An 18,114-nucleotide genomic window follows, 5' to 3' on the forward strand; every position below is an offset into this window, starting at 1 on the left:
CATTGCAAACGCACATCAAACAGGATTATCTCATGGCAAAACCGGACTGGGGAGCACTGCAACACCAGTTCCTCGCCGAGCATGCTAAATCCGGTATTTCCCCCAAAGACTGGTGTGAAGCGCAGGGACTGAATTATACATCTGCGCGGCGCTACATTAAAAAGCCAACTGCACAGACTGCGCAAAAACCTGCGCAGAAGAAATTGCGCACTGCGCAGAAAGAAAAAAGTGCAGAGGAACTGGTTAACAGCAAACTCAGCCCGAAGGTAAAGCGCTTCATTGCTGAATATCTGAATGACCAGAACGCCACGGCAGCAGCTGCACGTGCTGGTTATAGTGACCCAAACTATGGCCGTCAGCTCATAACAAATCCTAACGTTGCGCAGGCCATTGCGCAGCAGCAGAAAGCCTCTATTGCGCGCACGCTTAGCAGCGCCGATGAAGTCCTCTCGCAGATGTGGCAACTCGCCACTTTCGATGCCAACCAGTTATCACAGTATCGCCGTGGTGCCTGCCGCTATTGCTGGGGCTTTGGTCATCACTATCAATGGCGTGATGCTGTTGAGTATGAAGAGGAGCGACTCGAAGCGGTTGAACGCAAACGTCGCGAGCCTGAGGACGTAGGCGGATATGGATATGACCATACGCAGGAACCAAACCCTGAATGTCCCCGTTGCAATGGAGATGGAGTAGGCCAGCCGTTTTTTGCCGATACACGCAAGTTGTCAGCTACGGCAGCGCTGGCATATTCCGGCGTTAAGCTTGGCAAGCACGGCGTTGAAATTACCGCGATAAGCCGCGAACGGATGTTTGAAGCCGTCATGAAGCGCCTCGGCCTGGCAGATAGTGAATTTGCGCAGCGACTTCAACAGATTGAAATCGAGCGCCGGCAACTGGAAGTGGAAAAACTCCGTAAAGAATTGGCCGGCGATGGCGAGGATGATGAACCTACACCTGTTCAAATCAATATCAACGTAGTAGATGCGAGGGCGGACGATGGGGATCAGCCCGACACTTAACATCCCGCAGGCGCGCTTCCTCGCGATGAAGCACAAGTTCAAAGCCTACGTTGCCGGGTTCGGTTCCGGTAAAACATGGGTTGGTTGCGGCGGCATCTGCAAAGGGATGTGGGAGCATCCGAAGATTAACCAGGGTTACTTCGCGCCGACTTACCCACAGATACGTGACATCTTTTACCCAACTATTGAAGAGGTGGCCTTCGATTGGGGCCTGAGCGTCAAAATCAACGAGGGGAACAAAGAGGTTCACTTCTACGAGGGGCGGCGGTACCGCGGCACGACAATTTGTCGGTCGATGGAAAAGCCAGACACGATAGTCGGCTTTAAAATCGGCAATGCGCTGGTGGATGAACTCGACGTTCTTAAAGCGGATAAGGCACGTCAGGCGTGGCGGAAAATAATCGCGCGTATGCGTTATAAAGTTGATGGTCTGCGTAACGGCATTGACGTGACCACAACACCTGAAGGATTTAAGTTCGTCTACAACCAGTTTGTTAAGGCGGTAAGGGATAAACCTGAGCTGAGGCCGATGTATGGTCTTGTGCAGGCCTCGACATTCGACAACGAAAAGAACCTGCCGGATGACTATATTCCTTCGCTCCTGGCAAGTTACCCGCCGGAGTTGATCAAGGCGTATTTGAACGGCCAGTTTACTAACCTGACCAGCGGCACCATTTATCACCAGTTCGACAGGGTGCTGAATAACTCCAGCGAAGAAGAGCTGCCGGGTGAATCGCTCTATATCGGGATGGACTTCAACGTCGGGAAGATGGCCGGGATCGTCCACGTATTGCGACTCGGATTACCGCACGCGGTAACAGAGATTATCAACGCTTACGATACTCCCGACATTATTCGCATCATCAAGGAGCGTTTCTGGCTGTATGCCGATGGTGATTATCGCAAGGTCCGGGAAATATATATTTATCCTGATGCCTCTGGCGACTCCAGGAAGTCAAACAACGCCAGCAAAACAGATATTGAGCAACTGCGACAGGCTGGATTTAACGTCATCGTTGATGATGCTAACCCGCCAGTAAAGGACCGCATCAACTCCATGAACGCCATGTTCTGCAATGGTAATGGCGATCGCCGATACAAGGTGAACGTGTCCCGCTGCCCGGTCTACGCCGACTGTCTGGAACAACAGGTGTGGGATAAAAACGGCGAGCCGGATAAAAAGAGCGATAACGATCACCCCAATGATGGCGCCGGTTACTTCATTGTGAAGCAATTCCCAATCGTTCGACCTGCATTCTCTATTTCACTGGACACAACATTCTGATGGCCAATAACGATATTACTTACGTTCGCCCTGAGGTCAGGGCGGCGCTGCCTGTGTGGAAAAAAATACGTGACGTGTGCAAAGGGGCTGATGCTGTAAAGGCCGCCGGGAATGATTACCTCCCTTTTCTGGACCCGTCCGATAAGTCTGCACGCAACAAAAAGCGCAATGCCGATTACATTCAGCGTGCAGTTTTCTACGCGATAACGGGCAATACAAAGGTTGGTTTATTGGGACTGGCGTTCCGTAAAGACCCGACCATGACCGCGCCGGATAAGCTGAATTACCTTCGTGATAACGCTGATGGTGCTGGCGCCAGTATTTATCAGCAGTCCCAGCAAGTTACAGAAAATATACTGGAAGCCGCGCGCGAGGGGTTGTATACGGATTATGCCGCTGAAACCGACGAGGCGATCATCCTTCGCTACCAGGCGGAGAGTATCATTAACTGGCGCACCAAACGCATTAATGGGCGCGATCAACTGGTGCTGGTGGTTTTACGCGAATGTATGGAAAAGGAAGATGGCTATGCATACGAGGATGAAATCCAGTATCGCGAACTTGCCCTGGAGGACGGAAAGTTTATCTGCAGAGTCTGGCGGAAGTCAGATGATGTTGGTTCTTATGTTATCAGTTCTGAGTATCAGCCGAAGCCAAAAGGTGAGGAGTTCTGGGATGAGATCCCCTTTACCTTTGTCGGTGCACAGAATAACGATCCCAGCATCGACGAGTCGCCTTTAGCTGCCCTCGTTGAAATCAACCTTGGGCATTATCGTAATTCTGCGGATTACGAAGACAGCGTATTTTTCTGTGGTCAGGTTCAACCGGTGATTTCCGGGCTTGATACAGCCTGGCGTGACTGGTTGCAGGATAAGGGAATCCGTGTCGGTTCTCGTTCACCTTTTCTGCTGCCGAAGGAGGCGAGTTTTACCTACGCCCAGGCGCAACCAAATACACTGGCTAAAGAGGCGATGGACAGTAAGCGTGATTATTCTGTTCAGCTTGGCGCAAGGCTTATCGAGCAGAACAGCGCGGTTAAAACCGCCACGCAATCCAGCAGTGAGCAAACCGCATCTACATCGGTGCTCGGCATTTGCGTTTCCAATGTTTCTGAGGCCTATACGCTGGTACTCGGCTGGTGTGCCAGATATCTCGGTATTAAAGACGAGGAATACCGTTACAGCATCAATCAGGAGTTCATCGCCAAAGTCGCTGAATCCGGTATGGTAACGGCAATCGTCAATGCATGGCAGTCCGGCGCGATTCGCGACACGGATATGGTCAGAGCGTTGCAGAAGCTTGACCTGATAGATCCAGCTGATGACCCTGAAACCGTCATTGACGCCATTCGTAACGGCGCGCCTAACCTGATTGGTGGCAATAATGGCAACGGCGAATGACAAACTGCAGGATGAATCCTTAGCCCACGCAATATGGGTTAGTCGCTACAGCACCGGCGTTGCCAACAGGATGATAAAAATTCTGAATGACAGCGACGCCGAACTTACCGCCAGGCTGCTGGTGGCTATTGATACGCTGAATGCTGAGAGCTTTACCGTTTCGCGTCTGGAAGCGTTACTGGTAAGCGTCAGGGCGATAAACAAGGATGCCATTCAGTCGATGCATGCTGCTCTTACTACCGAGCTACAGGAACTGGCGAAGCACGAAGCCACTTTTCAGATGAGTCTCTTCCAGTTTGCCATTCCCGACGATGTTCTGGCTCTTCATCCGCTGGTGGGTATTTCCCCTGATGCGGTTTATGCCGCGGCGATGGGACGTCCATTCCAGGGGCGTTTGCTAAGCGAATGGGCCAGCAACCTCGAAGCCGATCGAATGGCGCGTATATCCAATACGGTGCGGCAGGGATTTTTGCTTGGCGATACGCAGGAGCAAATCGCAAAAAAGGTCCGTGGGCATGCTAACCGTGGTTACCAGGATGGTGCGCTGCAGATGAGCCGAGCCAATGCAGCCAGCATTGCGAAAACAGCAGTAGGGCATCTTGCATCGACAGCCAGACATAGCTTTGCGGCGGCGAACGACGACATTCTGAAGGGTAAACAGTGGTTGTCTACTTTGGATAACCGGACATCAAAGGATTGTCGGATCCGCGACCGCCTCAAGTACACGCTGGATAACAAACCAATAGGGCACAAGGTGCCTTATCTGCAGGGGCCTGGTCGCTTACACTTCTGTTGCCGCAGTACCGAAACCTACATCCTCAAATCCGCTGAAGAACTTGGTATTGATGTCCGTGAATTACCGGAAGGTACTCGTGCCTCAATGGACGGACAGGTTGCAGGTGATACCACTTATTCTGAGTGGCTACAACGGCAGCCATTTTCACGGCAGAAAGAAATACTTGGCGAGACTCGTGCGAAAATGATGCGCGATGGCGTCATAAAATATGATGAGTTCTTCACTGACAAGGGGGAATGGCTGACGCTAGAGCAGTTGCGTGAGAGGTCAGTACTGGAAACAAATCTAGATTCAGCAAATTCGGTTGAAGAAGTGGCTAAATGGATGACTGGCCGCGTGGCGCAGAAGGTGAGATTTCCTGATGGAGTCTCCCTGGATTCAGCGAAAGAAGCGGCACAGGCCGCATTTGATGTTATACAGCGATTCAGGCTACAGCCCGTTTCGGCTTTTGGTGACATGCTGGAGGTACCAGCATCTGCCGCCGGTGCTTATGAACCGTCAACACGAACAGTGCATGTTGCCGGTTGGGCACTGGATAGCAGTGAATGGGATTACATCAGGAAGAACAGTGAAGGTGTCGATATGACGATGATGGTGAGAGAGCATCTTGTGAAAGCCATATCTCAGGGCGTTCTGGATGTTTCACCTGCGGATCTTCCCTATGTAGCCACACCATCTATAAAGGGGACAGTATGGCATGAGTTAGGTCATCATTTGTATTACTCACGCACTGATGTTGGTGTCATGGTAGAAAGCGCATATGATGAAGGCTGGTGGCGCTCCATCAGCGCCTATGCTTCCGAAGCGCCGAAAGAGCTTTTCGCTGAAATTATGTCGGCGTATATGAGCGGCAATGTTGACACTATTAATCCCGAGATCCTCCAGTGGCTGAAACAAAATTCCCGTTCCTGAAAAAAGCATCAGACCTGGCCCACGCAGACCCATTGCCTGATGACATCCTCGAACAACTGGACACTATCTGCAAAGAGGCTGGAGAAACCACGCCGGAAGGCCGAATGATCGGCATCTTGATAGGCTCGGTTTACACCCGGTTAAACAACCCTGATTAAGCGTTAAACGTACACACATAGCCCTGGCATCTGCCGGGGCTTTTTTATGGGCGATGCCCGGCAAAATCCCGAGGGGAAAATATGTTAATCCGAAATATGCTTCTGAAATATTGTGCGCCTGAAGGCAATGGTGAGGGTGCTGGCGGTGGTATCGAAATCACCCCTGAAATCCAGAAGATGATTGATGAGCGCGTGACCAGCGAAGTCACGGGCCTGAAAACGAAAAATAGAGAACTGCTGGGCACCATTAAACAGCAGAAAGAAAACCTTTCCCGCTTTGATGGTATCGACCCGGACGCTGTACGCGGCATTCTCCAGCGTTTTTCCGACGATGAAGAGGCGCAGCTGATCGCCGCCGGGAAAGTTGATGAGGTTCTGGATAAGCGCACTGAACGGTTACGCGCTGATGTTGATAAGCAAATCAAAGCCGCGAATGAACGCGCTGAAAAGGCTGAAGCGTTCTCCAGTAAATTCCGGGATCGTGTTCTCGGTGATGCTATCCGCAGTGCCGCGCTAAAGGCGGGAGCTTTGCCGGAAGCGTCCGACGATCTAATTCTTCGTGCCAAAGGCACTTTCCAGCTCAACGATGATGGCGAGGCCGTAGCTGTTGATGCAAATGGCGATGTTCTGTTCGGAAAAGACGGTAAGACTCCGTTAACCCCTGTCGAGTGGGCTGAATCTCTGAAAGAGACTGCCCCGCATCTGTTCCCGCGCGCTGAAGGCTCCGGGGCTGGTGGTCATAAGCCAGGTGGCGGTGGCAGCCTGAAACGTTCAGAAATGAGCTCAAGCGATAAAGCGGACTACATCCGCAAACATGGCCAGCAGGCCTATCTCAAATTGCCTAAGTAAGGACTAATCAATGCCTACGACCGTAAACAGCGACCTGATTATCTATGATGACCTCGCGCAGACTGCGTTTCTTGAGCGTCGCCAGGATAATCTGGAAGTCTTCAACGCCGCCTCAAATGGCGCAATCATTCTCGATAACGAGCTAATCGAGGGTGATTTCCGTAAGCGCACCTTCTATAAAGTCGGTGGCTCTATCGAATCACGCGACGTTAACTCCACCGGAACGGTAAATGGTAAAAAAATCGGTGCCGGTGAGTCTGTCAGCGTTAAAGCGCCGTGGAAATACGGCCCATATGAAACCACCGAAGAAGCGTTTAAACGTCGTGGCCGCGATGTTAGCGAATTCTCCGAGGTGATTGGCGTCGACGTCGCTGACGCAACGCTTGAAGGTTATATCAAATATGCCCTTCAGGGACTTGTCGCAGCCATTGGCGCAAACGCTGATATGACGGTAACTGCAGACATTGCCACTGATGGCAAAAAAACGCTGACCCGCGGCCTGCGTAAGTACGGCGACAAATTTAACCGTGTCGCACTGTTCGTTATGCATTCCACGACCTATTTCGACATTGTTGATCAGTCTATTGACAACAAAATCTACGAAGAAGCTGGCGTGGTGGTGTATGGCGGACAGCCAGGCACACTGGGTAAGCCTGTACTGGTAACCGACACCATGCCTGTTGATGCGATTCTGGGGCTGGTGGCCGGCGCGGTATCCGTAACGGAATCACAGGCTCCGGGCTTCCGTTCCTACGATATCAACAACCAGGAAAACCTTGCGATCGGTTATCGCGCAGAGGGTACGGTTAACGTTGAACTTCTGGGTTACAGCTGGGATGAAACGAAGGGCGCTAACCCTGATTTGACTAAAATCGGCACTGGCGCGAACTGGAAGAAACATTTCACCAGCAATAAATCCACTGCTGGCGTACTGATCAAGCTGGAAGCCCCGGCGGGGGAGTAACCCTGTCAGCGGATAAAACTTCCGCAACTGCTGACAGTACCGACGCGGTGACCGTTTCGCTCAAGTACACCAAAAATGGTGCCGGAGTATCCGGGGCAACTGTAGCATGGACGTCTTCTGGCGGTACGCTAAGCGCTTCGACATCTCAGACGGGGTCTGCTGGCGGCTCGACGGTGAAACTCACCTCTGATACGGCCGGTTCCTTTACTGTGACGGCTACCGTTGATGGCGTGGTTAAAACAACTGAAGCGATCACGTTCACTGCTCCAGCGGCTGGTTAACTGACGGGGCGAAAGCCCCGTTTCTTTTGGTGAGGCTCCGATGACCGTTTATATAACAATCCAGGACGTTGACGAGTTGCTGGGGGATGCCTGGGCTGCCGCCGACAAAAAGGCCAAAGCCGTGCTCCAGGCAAACACCTGGATGACGGCTCTAAACCTTCAGGATATCGACCCGGAACATATTCCCGAAGAGGTTAAGCAAGCCGGAGCGTTTGTCGCTTCCGTAGCTGCTGCTGGCAATCTGTATCAGCAAAAGACGGATTCCGGTGTGGTGACGAGCAAAAGCGTTGAAGCCGATGATGTGAAAGTCTCAAAAACATTTGCCGAGCTTTCAACCTCCAGTACTGAGCTACTCGATCCCGATCTGCAACTGGCGTTTGCCATGCTCAAGCCATGGATGCTTAACCCGTTTCAGACGTTCTTTGTGAGGGCGTGATATGGGCATACGTGATGAACTCCAAACTGAAGTCGCCGCAGCATTCGATACCGACCTGCAGGATGCTGTTAAGGATTTCACTGGAACATACACCGTTCGAGGTGACTGGGATCCGGTAACGGAAACCGGCAGTGAAACGCAGGTGACGTATTCAGGGCGCGGTGTTCTGGCGCGGTACAAACTCCGCCGTATCGATGGCGTTAATATCCTGCACGGTGACCTGAAATTAACCGCCCTGGTTAACGAGGTGACCGATAGGCCAGCAGTCGGGCACTTTGTCACGGCGCCGGAACCGATAATTGGTGTACCTCAGCGTTATGAGGTCATAACCGCCGCTGTTGATTCCACTGGTGCTGCGTATTCCATCCAGTTACGGAGGGCGTGATATGGCTAAGGGCTGGAGTATTGACCCGGCAGCATTCGCCGGGCTGGTGGCCGATGACGTGAGGTTGCGGCAGCGAGCTATCGCTACACAGCTGCTGAATGAAATCGTGAAACGGTCTCCTGTCGGCAATCCAGAGTTATGGGCGATTAACGCTACCGCCGTCGGGTACAACAAAGCGGTTGGAGAATGGAACGAATCGCTTTACGACAACCCGGATAATCTGACCAAAACCGGGCGACTCAGGAAGAAAGTACGTGTTAACGACAGCATGGATATCAAACGCCCGGCAGATTATCGTGCTGGTACGTTCAGGGCTTCGCATTTCGTAAGTATCGGTTCACCGGATTACTCGGTTCCGACAGAGGAGGATCCGCGCGGTACGATGACATTTCTCAACGGTAAAAATATCATCGATCAGGCTCCGGCCTACTCAGTGATTTATATCCAGTCAAACCTTCCTTATTCCGTACCGCTTGAAAACGGGCACTCAAAGCAGGCACCGACAGGCGTTTATGCGGTTTCATTTAATGGTGTAACACAGGCCTACAAATGACACTCACAGAAATTCGTAACGCTGTCATTGCTCGTATGACGGCGCAGACGGCTATTGCCTCTGATGCTGTGGATTATCCCAACGGACCCGTATTTGACCCAAGTGGTCGTGATATCTGGGCTCGAGTTACAAACATTTCCGGACTGGCCGGCGCGAATGAAATCGGTGCTGGCCCCGTCGTTCAGCGCACCGGGGAGCTGATTATTCAGATCTTCGTCCCTGTTGGCTCTGGCACCATCCTCATCACTCAAACAGCAGACAAACTCCGTGAGTTATTCGAATTCCAGGATGACGGAAAACTCAGTTATTTCGCCGTATCCGCTGTTCCCGCTGGCGAAACGGACGGCTGGTCTCAGCTCAATCTACAAATTCCTTATCGCGCTCTGTAGCGCTTAACTTCGATGGAGGTGACCGTGTCTAGCGGAGCCAAAGTTATTTCATGTTTTGTAAGAGAAACAACTCCCGGCGTTACCCCAGCGGGTATTCCGTGGAACCTTTTTAAACGCACAAGTTGGGGCGTTGGCCCGTCCCAGAACACCAACGACAACGACGAGATCGGCGGCACCCGAATGGCGCAGGGCGCTACGCTGGGAACGGTCGATGTTGGCGGCGATGTCGGGGCAAAATTCCGCTACGGCCAGCATGATGACTTCCTGGCTTCGTGTTTTGGCGCGGAGTGGGCGAGCAATGTGCTGACGATGGGGAATGACCGTATTTCCTTCTCTCTTGCGACATACGCTTCGGATGTTGGTATTGCCTCTATCATTCGTGGCGCGCAGGTAAGCGTGTTCCAGCTGGAAGTTCCGAATGATGGCGACGTTACCGCGACAGTCTCATTCGCCGGGCTGGGTTGGGACTCAAAAGCAGACGATACGAGTTACATCACCGGCACTCCTGCCGATAATGCTGGCGAACTGCGTTACTCGTTCAAAGAGGTCACAGCAATCAACCTGAACGGCATCGATGGCGGTGATGGTTTCTGTATTGATACCTTCAGCATCCAGTTCGACAACAATGTACAAACTCAGCGTTGTATCGGCACCGGCTCACCGTTTGCGGGGGCAAATATCCCTACAACCTTTACGCCGTCAGGCTCGATCACTTTGTCGTGGTCAAAAGCAGCGTGGGAGGTCTGGAGTAAAACACTCACTGGCGCAACCGTGCCATTCAGTTTCACGCTGGCGAACGATGAAGGTCAGTACACTTTCACTTTCCCGAAAGTGCAGGTCGCTGGTGACTGGCCGGATGGCGGCAATACCGACATTATCCAGGTTCAACTGGATATCACTGCGGCTGACGAATCGCCGACGATTACCCGCGCAGTTACCGTCCCTGCCACGGCAATCAGCGTAACGCCAGCAACTTCATCAGGTGATGTCGGTACTTCCGTCACGCTGACAGCGAACCTTACCCCGGCTGGTACGACTGATGCTGTGCAGTGGGAGTCATCAGATCCGACGGTCGCAACGGTGGTATCGACAGGCCAAAAAACCTGCCAGGTAGACAGAGTCGGCGACGGCACCGCAACCATAACCGGTAAAGTGCGAGGCTTCACCGCCACCGCCGAGATTACCGTAACCGAACCATAAAATTTCCCTTGCCCGTTCCGCTCTGCATGGTGGTGCGGGCTTTTTTAATGCAGGAGCTTTTAATGATCATCTTAACCCCACGAATTGATATTGGCGGCGAGCGCTGGTTTACACCGCTAAAAGACCTGAAACCTATTGAAGGTCTGAAGCTGCTCGTCAGCAGCATTGATAACGATCAGTATCGCTCGCGTAATGCCCTTATCCGCCGCCACATTGAAAAAATGGATGCCAGTTACCAGGTTGGAACCAGCGAATTTAGCCTGTCAGCGGTCGGGGAAATTGACTCTGCTGATGACCTGCTGATCGACAACTGCGCACGCTACCTGCTGAAAGACTGGAAGGGCGTCGGTGAGCTTGTTGATGGCGAGGAAGTTCCGATTGAATACACGCCTGAACGCGGTGCTGCACTTCTGAAACAGGAACCGGCGATTTACTGGCAAATTCTGGCGGAGGCCGCCAGCATCGCCCAGGGCAAAGAGCAGCAAAAGCAGGAAACCGTAAAAAAGCCTTAGAGGCGCAGAAGTGGCTGAGTGAATTCGGCGGGGAGCAGGGTGAAAAGGCAAAGTGGCGAAGGGAGAAATTAAAACTCCCGCCAATTCCTGAACCTGAAATTGACGGTGTAACGGTGGAAATCCTCAACGCTTACTCCGTTATCTCCCGCTCACGGCTTTATGTCGGAATGGCGGGCGCGCCGATGCCGATCTCTCTTCATGATATTGAGCGCTTTCTTTCTGCACGTCCCGTTCTCATTGATCGTGATGAATTTGACGCGGTCATATTTGCCCTCGATGACGCATGGCGTGAGCAGTGGGCGCAGGAACAGAAAAAACACAACACCTCCAAATAGCCTCGGCACCCGCCGGGGCTTTTTTGTACCCGCAATAAACCCAACGCGCTTCACACGCGCACGTTATAATCCTAGAGCCTACAGAAAGCGAGCCTGAGGGTTAGTTGTACTCTGGGGCGGCTACCTCTGTGTGACAGGCTCACTTTCTATAGGTAAACCTCATGCACTATCCAACCGTATCTGTAAACGGCGTTTCCGTTCGTGTCGATGATGAAGGGCGCTACAACCTCAATGATCTTCACGCTGCCGCAGTGGCTGAAGGCAAAGCCACGGAATCACAGAGGCCAAGTAACTTCATCAAAAGCGGGCAAATTAAAAAGTTTGCGCAAGAACTGACCAAAGCTACAAAAATAGCTTCGGTCAAGATTATCAAAGGTGGTGCTCAGCCTGGTATCTGGGGGTTAGAGCTGGTGGCGATTCGTTATGCCGCATGGCTTAGTGTTGAATTCGAAATAAAAGTGTACCAAACCTTTCAGATGGTAATTCGCAATGGCATTGATGCCATGTCCCGCCTGAACAAAATTGACCATATCATCAACACTGAAACCAAAGCGATAAGCCAGTGCGCTAGCCAGATGGCGAAGTGGGGTGTTGGCGGGCGTAAAAAGCTACTCCACGCCGCGCGAGGCCGGGTCGCTGATGAAGTACAAATGTATTTGCCTGGCTTTTAGGTTGATTTATTGCGGCAAGGATGCCCGCATTGCCTTGCTCTCGGCCTGTGATAACATCGGGGCATTGTTTACTTTGAGGGTAGGGATGTGGAGCCGATTTTTGGATTTTTACTTTTTGGTTTAGCAGTGATTGTTGTAACCGTTGTTGCTGCAAAACGTAACGGGGTGGGCATTGGTGTTCTCTACCTCATCAGCATGTGTGCAGTAGGTTTTGGCCTGGTAGTTTTGACATCCAACATTACCCACGGAAATGGCATAGCGGCGGGATTCGCAGCTTTTATTTCTCCTGTTCTGGGCTTACTGGTTGCGTTGTCATCTTCCACATCGGCAAGACGCGCTGTCTTAAATGGCGAGTCAGGGGAGTTCAAAAAGTGTCCTTTCTGTGCTGAGTCGATTCGCAAAGAAGCTATCAAGTGTAAGCATTGTGGTAGCAATCTAAAAGAAACGGCCTAAGTTCAATTAGCCCACTCAGGCGCTGAGAGAATTCCACAAAACTCAGCGCTCTGGCTGGGTTTTTTATTCCCTGATGCCGAAAGGCGGGGGACAGTTATGACTTTAGAACAGCGCTGGAAAAGTCGCTTTTGCATATGAGCCAGTCCAACAATGATATTAACTGCGCGATTGATGAACTCAGTGTTTCTGTTCACCATCAGTTGCTTGTCGAGGATAAGGCGGCCCAGAAACAGACCGCTGAAATAAAAGTAGTATTTCACTCATCACAATTTGGCATTATGAATTAAATGCGAAATTGCTCGAGTTGTTTTGCTAGGTCGTTCATGGCTGGATTATTAAGCTGCCTTAACTCTTTCAGAAAAGCCTCTCTCATTGGGTCTTGTAACTTTTGAAAAATAAGGCCAACCGCAACCTTTAGTGCAACAATTTCAGCGCCCAGAGACTCAAGGTTACTTCCAGCTTTTCGATAAACTTTATTGGTTGATCCATTTTCTAATTCCTTGTCAGAGGTAATCAGCCATCCCTTCTTTTATGAGTGCGCCAGTGTCCCACCACTGACGGGCTGAGTAACAACCATAACCAGGTATGTAAATCAGTAACATCCTGACAAATGATCAGTGGCCGCGATTGCGCGGCTTTTTTTATGCCCGGAGATCGCAATGGCAGAACAGACATCCCGCCTCGCCATCATTATTGACAGCACTGGCGCTGAGAAAAATGCAGAAAACCTGACGACAGCCCTCAGTGGCTTGACTGAATGGGGAATGAAGGCTGCGGCCAGCGTAGGGAAAGTGACAAAAGCAACCGAGGAAGAAAAGGAGGCGATGAGTAAACTTCGCACGGCCATCGATCCTGTTGGTGCAGCCATTAACACCGTTGGGCGACGCTTTACCGAATTAAAAAAATATTTCGACAAAGGGTTAATTGATGAGGAAGAGTTTAAGTTTCTGTCGAGAAAACTCAACGAAACCACGGAAGAGTTGAGTGGAGTAGCTCAGGCTCAGCGTGAAGCGGAAAAAGCAGGTAAATTAGCGGTCGCGCAGCAGGAGGCGCAGGCACAGGCATTCCAGCGTATGCTGGATAAAATCGATCCGCTAACTGCTGCACTGAGAAATCTTGACCAACAGCAAGAAGATCTTAATGCTGCGCTCTCAGCCGGAAAGCTCAACACTTCACAGTTCGACACCTACAGTAAAAAATTGCAGGAAACTCGTCGGGAAATTACCGGGGAAGCTCTGGCTGAGAGGGAAGCTGCGAAAGCTCATGATGAGCAGCGCGCGGCATTGCAACGCCTGGCTGCCCAGCTTGATCCGGTAGGAGCCGCATTCAAGAAACTGGCTGACCAACAGAAGCAACTCGACAGTGCGAAGGCTTCCGGCATGTTGTCGCCGGAAAGATACGACGTGCTGTCTGCAAGTCTGGGGAACGCCAGGCAGCAACTGGAAATCACCCAGGATGCAATGAAGAAGACCGGTGTTACATCACGCGCAATGGCATATCAGATGCGCATGATCCCTGCACAGATGACGGATATCGTCGTTAGCCTTGCATCTGGTCAGGCTCCCATGACCGTGTTGTTGCAGCAAGGTGGTCAGCTTAAGGACATGTTCGGCGGCATCGGCCCGGCGATTAAAGGTGTCGGCTCCTATGTGATGGGCCTGATCAATCCTTTTACGCTGGCGGCGGCTGCGGTCGGCGTGCTGGGCGTGGCGTACTACAAAGGCACGCAAGAACAGGACGCATTTAATAAATCACTTATCCTGACGGGTAATCAGGTAGGGAAAACATCAGGCCAACTGGCTGATATCGCTGCGCGCGCTGGTGTGGCGGCAAACTCTACAACTGGTAAAGCGGCATCGGCGTTAAATCAACTGGTAGAGTCAGGAAAAGTTGCCGGTGATTCACTGGAGCGCGTGACTTCTGCCGTTGTTAAAACAAGCGAAGCCACAGGTATTGCAACTGAGCAACTGGTTGGTGATTTCAACAAAATCGCCGCAGACCCGCTGGACGCAATCACCAAACTCAATGACCAGTATCATTTCCTGACGCTGGCAACATACAACCAGATTAAAGCTCTTCAGGATGAAGGGAACATGCAGGAAGCGGCGCGAGTTGCTACTGATGCATACGCTAACACCATGCAGCAGCGTGCAACTGACATTCAACAGAATCTTGGTCTGCTGGAGAAAGCATGGAATGGTTTGGCTGGAGGCGCAAAAAGCGCCTGGGATGCCATGCTTGATGTTGGGCGAGAATCTGGCGGTAATGAACGCATCGCACAAATTCGTAAGGAACTGGACTGGATCGATAACGCCGTTGGTGGGAAAGCCGTTTTTGGTGCTCGACGTAAGGAGCTTGAGCAGGAGTTAAACATCCTGCAACTCACGATGACAGCTCAAGCTGATGTCAATGGTGCTGTGTCTGAAGCAAATAAGGCTGAGCAGCAGCGCATTAAAACCCAGCAGGAAGCGGATCGCGTCAACCAGCAGTTCTTGTCGAATGCTGATAAGAGAAACAAGGAGATTCAGCAACAGAAGAAATTTCTGGATGCCGGGGCGATCAGTGCGGATCAATACGCGAAAAATATCGCGCGCATCAATGAAATGTACAAAGACCCTAAAGCGCCGAAAACGCCGAAGGGAAAAGCATACAGCGAAGATTCTGCAACGCGGTTACTTGACCAGATTAACCAGCAGACATCCGCTATGCAGTCCCAGCTTGACGCCAGTGACAAACTAACCAGTGCGACACAGGCACGAGTTAAATTTGAGCAGCAGATCGCTGATCTGAAATCGAAATCCCAGCTTACCGCTGATCAGAAGTCTCTTTTGTCCCGTTCTGATGAAATAATACAGGCTTACAAACAGCAGGAAGCACTGCAAAACTCCGTCAAAACGCTCGACGATTACCGGAAAATGCAGGATCAGGTCAAAGCGAAGGATGAGCAGCAGAATGATTTGTTGCGTGAGCGCCTGGCGTTACTTGAAAAAGCAAAAGCCACAGGCAAGCTGGCTCCGGGGGAATACGAGCAAACCCGCGCCAACATCTACAAAAATACACCTGCAGAACTGCCTTCCTCAGTGAAGAGTGTTGTTGGAAACATGTCGCCAACTGGCGGCCAGTTATCCGGCACGTTCGGCGGCATGCAACAGCAGTACATGCAACTCGATCAGGCGCAACAGCAACTACAAACGTGGTTGCAGGCGCAAGAAGCCGCATATGCCCAGGCGGCGCAAATTACCACGGAAGGCGAAGCGCGCATGACGGCAATCCGCCAGCAGGCAGCGCAGGCCAACCAGGTAATCGAATCCCAGAAAAACGAAATCATCACCAGTGCGACGCAGACCATGATCGACAGTGGTTTGCAGATTCTGGCGACTGGCTTCGGTGAACAGTCCGGGATTTATAAAGCAGCTTTCGCTGCCAGCAAGGCATTCGCGATTGCGCAGTCTCTGGTTTCCATTCAACAGGGGATAGCAATGGCTGCTGCTAACCCGTTCCCGTACAACATTGCCGCGATGGCATCCGTTGCAGCCGCTACTGCCAGCATCGTTTCAAATCTGTCAGCTATCGCCGGGACAGGATTCGCTTCTGGTGGTTTTACCGGGCAGGGCGGGAAGTACCAGCCTGCCGGGGTAGTGCATAAAGGCGAGTATGTTTTTGACCAGGCGGCAACCAACCGGATCGGCGTTTCGAACCTTGAGGCGCTGCGCAATGGTGGTTCTCTGGATGCAACGCTGAGCAAGCCCGGTTTCGGTACGGGGGCGCAGAACGTCAATAACAACAGCAATGCTACGACCCTGAACGCTCCCATAAGCCAGAACTTCTATATTCAGCAGGGAGTAAGCCCTGACCAGATGAATCTGTCGCTGGCACAGACTCAGAAACAGGCTACCAGTGATGCTTTGGATCAGGTCGCCAATCAGATCGTGAAAGGCAACGGGAAGGTGGGTAATGCGATGCGAGGAATGTACACCGGAAGGAGAACCACCTGATGGCTGAAAAATACTACCCGCACGATTATCTCCCTATGCCGCTTCAGGATGGCTATGCATTTCAGCCAGTCAGCCCGTTAAAGCGTACCGAAATGACAACCGGCCGCGCCCGCCAGCGCCGGGCATTCATTTCCACGCCGACACAGGCAAATGTGCAGTGGTTTTTCGAAACGGATGTTCAGGCCCAACTATTTGAGGCCTGGTACCGCGAAACTATCACTGATGGTGCTGACTGGTTTTTTATGCGGCTACAGACCCCGCTGGGCGTTGAGTTCTATAAATGCCGGTTCACCGATATCTATCAGGGGCCGATGCTGGTCGCCCCGATTTACTGGCAGTTCTCCGCGACGCTGGAGCTATGGAATCGTCCGGTCCTTGGTGATGGCTGGGCCGAGTTCCCGGACTACATCATCAACAGCAGCATCATTGATATTGCGCTTAACAGAGAGTGGCCTGAAGCATGACCATACTGAATCGGCTCTACGCTTCTTCCGGAGAAGAGGTAATTATTGAAACTCTGCAGATCACTATCGGTGATGACGTTCTTTATCTCTGTGATGGTTACGACGATGTAACGGCGGTGACGGAGTCTGGTGAGGAAGTGACATTTATTGCCAGTGCCATCGCCGTTGCGCTTCCGGCTCGTAACAGTGACGGAACTCAGGATCTACAGTTTGCAGTAAGTAATATCGATGGTGAGGCATCAACGGCAATTCGCAGTGCGCTGGATAATCTTCGCGGTGCAACGATGACTTACCGCAAATACACCTCCAACGATTTAGCAGCCCCAGCAGAACGCCCGTTCACTCTTAAGGTGAAAAGTGGGTACTGGAAAGCGACTCAGGCGCAAATTATCGCGGGGTATATGAACGTCCTTGATACCGCCTGGCCCCGCTATCGCTACACGCTCCCGTTCTATCCTGGCCTTCGTTATATGAGTTGATGTTCAGTCGAAAAAATCCTTAATAATATAGGAATCTTTAAATTGACAGGGATAGAAAAGTGAAACGATTTTTGCTGGTTTCTGCCATGATTTTACTGGCTGGGTGTTCAGCTAAATACAACACGAGCAATATTCAGAACAATACCGATCAGTTGATCAAAGATGCTCCAGTTGCTATTTCCATGCCAGTTGATGGCGTGTATGAAACCCGTACATATGCGGGTTCCGGGAATTCAACAGCTACTGCATTAAAATCTGCGTTTTTGCGCCACTCTGATAGCGTAACAATTTATGCTGATTGCGAAGACATTACCTGCCTGAAAAACAAACATGCTATCAGTCATGGATACTATGTTATTCCGCAAATACTTCACTGGGAGGACAGGGCAACCGAGTGGTCAGGAATTCCGGATAAAATTGAAGTTAAAATCACAATTTATAACGCAGAGTCCAACGATCGGATTGCCTCAACGATTATTAGTGGTAAAAGCAAGTGGGCTACGTTTGGTGGTGACCATCCGCAAGACTTGCTACCGGATCCAGTCAACTCTTACATATCCAGTCTTTATTGAACAATC

General features: G+C 51.4%; 20 protein-coding genes and 2 pseudogenes. All 22 read left to right on the forward strand.

Features of this window, described 5'->3' with window-relative positions; translation table 11 throughout:
• Positions 1 to 32: 32 nt before the first annotated feature.
• Positions 33 to 1,019 carry a terminase small subunit gene (locus C3432_RS22835; RefSeq protein WP_103779197.1) on the forward strand — a complete coding sequence of 329 codons (987 nt, stop codon included), beginning with the start codon at positions 33 to 35 and terminating at the stop codon, positions 1,017 to 1,019.
• Positions 997 to 2,304 (forward strand): terminase large subunit domain-containing protein, encoded by a 1,308-nt coding sequence (locus C3432_RS22840; protein ID WP_103779199.1) that lies wholly within the window; start codon positions 997 to 999, stop codon positions 2,302 to 2,304. Before C3432_RS22835 ends, C3432_RS22840 begins: the two co-directional genes overlap by 23 nt.
• Positions 2,304 to 3,704: a DUF4055 domain-containing protein gene (locus tag C3432_RS22845; protein WP_103779201.1), complete on the forward strand. Its 1,401-nt coding sequence runs from the start codon at positions 2,304 to 2,306 to the stop codon at positions 3,702 to 3,704. Before C3432_RS22840 ends, C3432_RS22845 begins: the two co-directional genes overlap by 1 nt.
• Positions 3,688 to 4,767 (forward strand): annotated as a pseudogene (locus C3432_RS22850) (phage minor head protein); the annotation flags it as partial. The gene C3432_RS22845 and the pseudogene C3432_RS22850, both read left to right, overlap by 17 nt.
• Positions 4,768 to 5,384: 617 nt before the next feature.
• Positions 5,385 to 5,570, forward strand: coding sequence for a hypothetical protein (locus tag C3432_RS27545; protein ID WP_131346016.1), 186 nt, complete (start codon positions 5,385 to 5,387; stop codon positions 5,568 to 5,570).
• A gap of 81 nt (positions 5,571 to 5,651) precedes the next feature.
• Positions 5,652 to 6,419 carry a hypothetical protein gene (locus tag C3432_RS22855; protein ID WP_047500739.1) on the forward strand — a complete coding sequence of 256 codons (768 nt, stop codon included), beginning with the start codon at positions 5,652 to 5,654 and terminating at the stop codon, positions 6,417 to 6,419.
• A gap of 10 nt (positions 6,420 to 6,429) precedes the next feature.
• The gene (locus tag C3432_RS22860; protein WP_103779203.1) at positions 6,430 to 7,383 is read left to right on the forward strand and encodes a major capsid protein; all 954 of its coding nucleotides are present in this window, start codon (positions 6,430 to 6,432) and stop codon (positions 7,381 to 7,383) included.
• A gap of 47 nt (positions 7,384 to 7,430) precedes the next feature.
• Positions 7,431 to 7,664, forward strand: coding sequence for an Ig-like domain-containing protein (locus C3432_RS27550; RefSeq protein WP_146050885.1), 234 nt, complete (start codon positions 7,431 to 7,433; stop codon positions 7,662 to 7,664).
• A 40-nt stretch (positions 7,665 to 7,704) separates the two neighbouring features.
• Positions 7,705 to 8,100, forward strand: coding sequence for a protein singed (locus tag C3432_RS22865; protein ID WP_103779205.1), 396 nt, complete (start codon positions 7,705 to 7,707; stop codon positions 8,098 to 8,100).
• 1 nt (position 8,101) lies between these two features.
• Entirely contained in the window at positions 8,102 to 8,485 is a 384-nt protein-coding gene (locus C3432_RS22870) for a glutamate 5-kinase (RefSeq protein ID WP_103779207.1), read from the forward strand.
• Between the two features lies 1 nt (position 8,486).
• The gene (locus C3432_RS22875; protein WP_103779209.1) at positions 8,487 to 9,038 is read left to right on the forward strand and encodes a hypothetical protein; all 552 of its coding nucleotides are present in this window, start codon (positions 8,487 to 8,489) and stop codon (positions 9,036 to 9,038) included.
• Entirely contained in the window at positions 9,035 to 9,427 is a 393-nt protein-coding gene (locus tag C3432_RS22880) for a phage tail terminator-like protein (RefSeq protein WP_103779211.1), read from the forward strand. The genes C3432_RS22875 and C3432_RS22880 overlap by 4 nt, the downstream gene beginning before the upstream one ends.
• A gap of 24 nt (positions 9,428 to 9,451) precedes the next feature.
• Positions 9,452 to 10,399: pseudogene (locus C3432_RS22885) on the forward strand (phage tail tube protein); the annotation flags it as partial.
• Positions 10,400 to 10,432: 33 nt separating this feature from the next.
• Positions 10,433 to 10,627, forward strand: a complete 195-nt coding sequence (locus C3432_RS28460; RefSeq protein ID WP_374755486.1) for an Ig-like domain-containing protein — start codon at positions 10,433 to 10,435, stop codon at positions 10,625 to 10,627.
• Between the two features lie 62 nt (positions 10,628 to 10,689).
• Positions 10,690 to 11,139, forward strand: coding sequence for a hypothetical protein (locus C3432_RS22890; protein WP_103779215.1), 450 nt, complete (start codon positions 10,690 to 10,692; stop codon positions 11,137 to 11,139).
• Positions 11,140 to 11,252: 113 nt separating this feature from the next.
• Positions 11,253 to 11,474, forward strand: a complete 222-nt coding sequence (locus C3432_RS22895; protein ID WP_103779217.1) for a hypothetical protein — start codon at positions 11,253 to 11,255, stop codon at positions 11,472 to 11,474.
• A gap of 161 nt (positions 11,475 to 11,635) precedes the next feature.
• A complete protein-coding gene (locus C3432_RS22900; protein WP_103779219.1) occupies positions 11,636 to 12,145 on the forward strand; it encodes a KilA-N domain-containing protein in 510 nt (169 codons plus the stop codon).
• A gap of 87 nt (positions 12,146 to 12,232) precedes the next feature.
• The gene (locus tag C3432_RS22905) at positions 12,233 to 12,598 is read left to right on the forward strand and encodes a DUF2545 family protein (protein ID WP_146050884.1); all 366 of its coding nucleotides are present in this window, start codon (positions 12,233 to 12,235) and stop codon (positions 12,596 to 12,598) included.
• 659 nt (positions 12,599 to 13,257) lie between these two features.
• Positions 13,258 to 16,593: a phage tail length tape measure family protein gene (locus C3432_RS22910; protein ID WP_103779223.1), complete on the forward strand. Its 3,336-nt coding sequence runs from the start codon at positions 13,258 to 13,260 to the stop codon at positions 16,591 to 16,593.
• Positions 16,593 to 17,057, forward strand: coding sequence for a hypothetical protein (locus tag C3432_RS22915; RefSeq protein ID WP_103779225.1), 465 nt, complete (start codon positions 16,593 to 16,595; stop codon positions 17,055 to 17,057). Before C3432_RS22910 ends, C3432_RS22915 begins: the two co-directional genes overlap by 1 nt.
• Positions 17,054 to 17,536, forward strand: coding sequence for a DUF1833 family protein (locus C3432_RS22920; RefSeq protein WP_103779227.1), 483 nt, complete (start codon positions 17,054 to 17,056; stop codon positions 17,534 to 17,536). Before C3432_RS22915 ends, C3432_RS22920 begins: the two co-directional genes overlap by 4 nt.
• Before the next feature lie 59 nt (positions 17,537 to 17,595).
• Positions 17,596 to 18,108 carry a DUF4823 domain-containing protein gene (locus C3432_RS22925; protein WP_103779229.1) on the forward strand — a complete coding sequence of 171 codons (513 nt, stop codon included), beginning with the start codon at positions 17,596 to 17,598 and terminating at the stop codon, positions 18,106 to 18,108.
• Positions 18,109 to 18,114: the final 6 nt, after the last annotated feature.

Source organism: Citrobacter amalonaticus, assembly GCF_002918555.1.
Taxonomy (GTDB): domain Bacteria; phylum Pseudomonadota; class Gammaproteobacteria; order Enterobacterales; family Enterobacteriaceae; genus Citrobacter_C; species Citrobacter_C amalonaticus_A.

What these genes read in the sequence shown, in the direction of transcription:
- C3432_RS22835 (WP_103779197.1), top strand. Translation starts at nt 33, where the DNA reads ATGGCAAAACCGGACTGGGGAGCACTGCAACACCAGTTCCTCGCCGAG.
- C3432_RS22840 (WP_103779199.1), top strand. Translation starts at nt 997, where the DNA reads ATGGGGATCAGCCCGACACTTAACATCCCGCAGGCGCGCTTCCTCGCG.
- C3432_RS22845 (WP_103779201.1), top strand. Translation starts at nt 2,304, where the DNA reads ATGGCCAATAACGATATTACTTACGTTCGCCCTGAGGTCAGGGCGGCG.
- C3432_RS22855 (WP_047500739.1), top strand. Translation starts at nt 5,652, where the DNA reads ATGTTAATCCGAAATATGCTTCTGAAATATTGTGCGCCTGAAGGCAAT.
- C3432_RS22860 (WP_103779203.1), top strand. Translation starts at nt 6,430, where the DNA reads ATGCCTACGACCGTAAACAGCGACCTGATTATCTATGATGACCTCGCG.
- C3432_RS22865 (WP_103779205.1), top strand. Translation starts at nt 7,705, where the DNA reads ATGACCGTTTATATAACAATCCAGGACGTTGACGAGTTGCTGGGGGAT.
- C3432_RS22870 (WP_103779207.1), top strand. Translation starts at nt 8,102, where the DNA reads ATGGGCATACGTGATGAACTCCAAACTGAAGTCGCCGCAGCATTCGAT.
- C3432_RS22875 (WP_103779209.1), top strand. Translation starts at nt 8,487, where the DNA reads ATGGCTAAGGGCTGGAGTATTGACCCGGCAGCATTCGCCGGGCTGGTG.
- C3432_RS22880 (WP_103779211.1), top strand. Translation starts at nt 9,035, where the DNA reads ATGACACTCACAGAAATTCGTAACGCTGTCATTGCTCGTATGACGGCG.
- C3432_RS22890 (WP_103779215.1), top strand. Translation starts at nt 10,690, where the DNA reads ATGATCATCTTAACCCCACGAATTGATATTGGCGGCGAGCGCTGGTTT.
- C3432_RS22900 (WP_103779219.1), top strand. Translation starts at nt 11,636, where the DNA reads ATGCACTATCCAACCGTATCTGTAAACGGCGTTTCCGTTCGTGTCGAT.
- C3432_RS22910 (WP_103779223.1), top strand. Translation starts at nt 13,258, where the DNA reads ATGGCAGAACAGACATCCCGCCTCGCCATCATTATTGACAGCACTGGC.
- C3432_RS22915 (WP_103779225.1), top strand. Translation starts at nt 16,593, where the DNA reads ATGGCTGAAAAATACTACCCGCACGATTATCTCCCTATGCCGCTTCAG.
- C3432_RS22920 (WP_103779227.1), top strand. Translation starts at nt 17,054, where the DNA reads ATGACCATACTGAATCGGCTCTACGCTTCTTCCGGAGAAGAGGTAATT.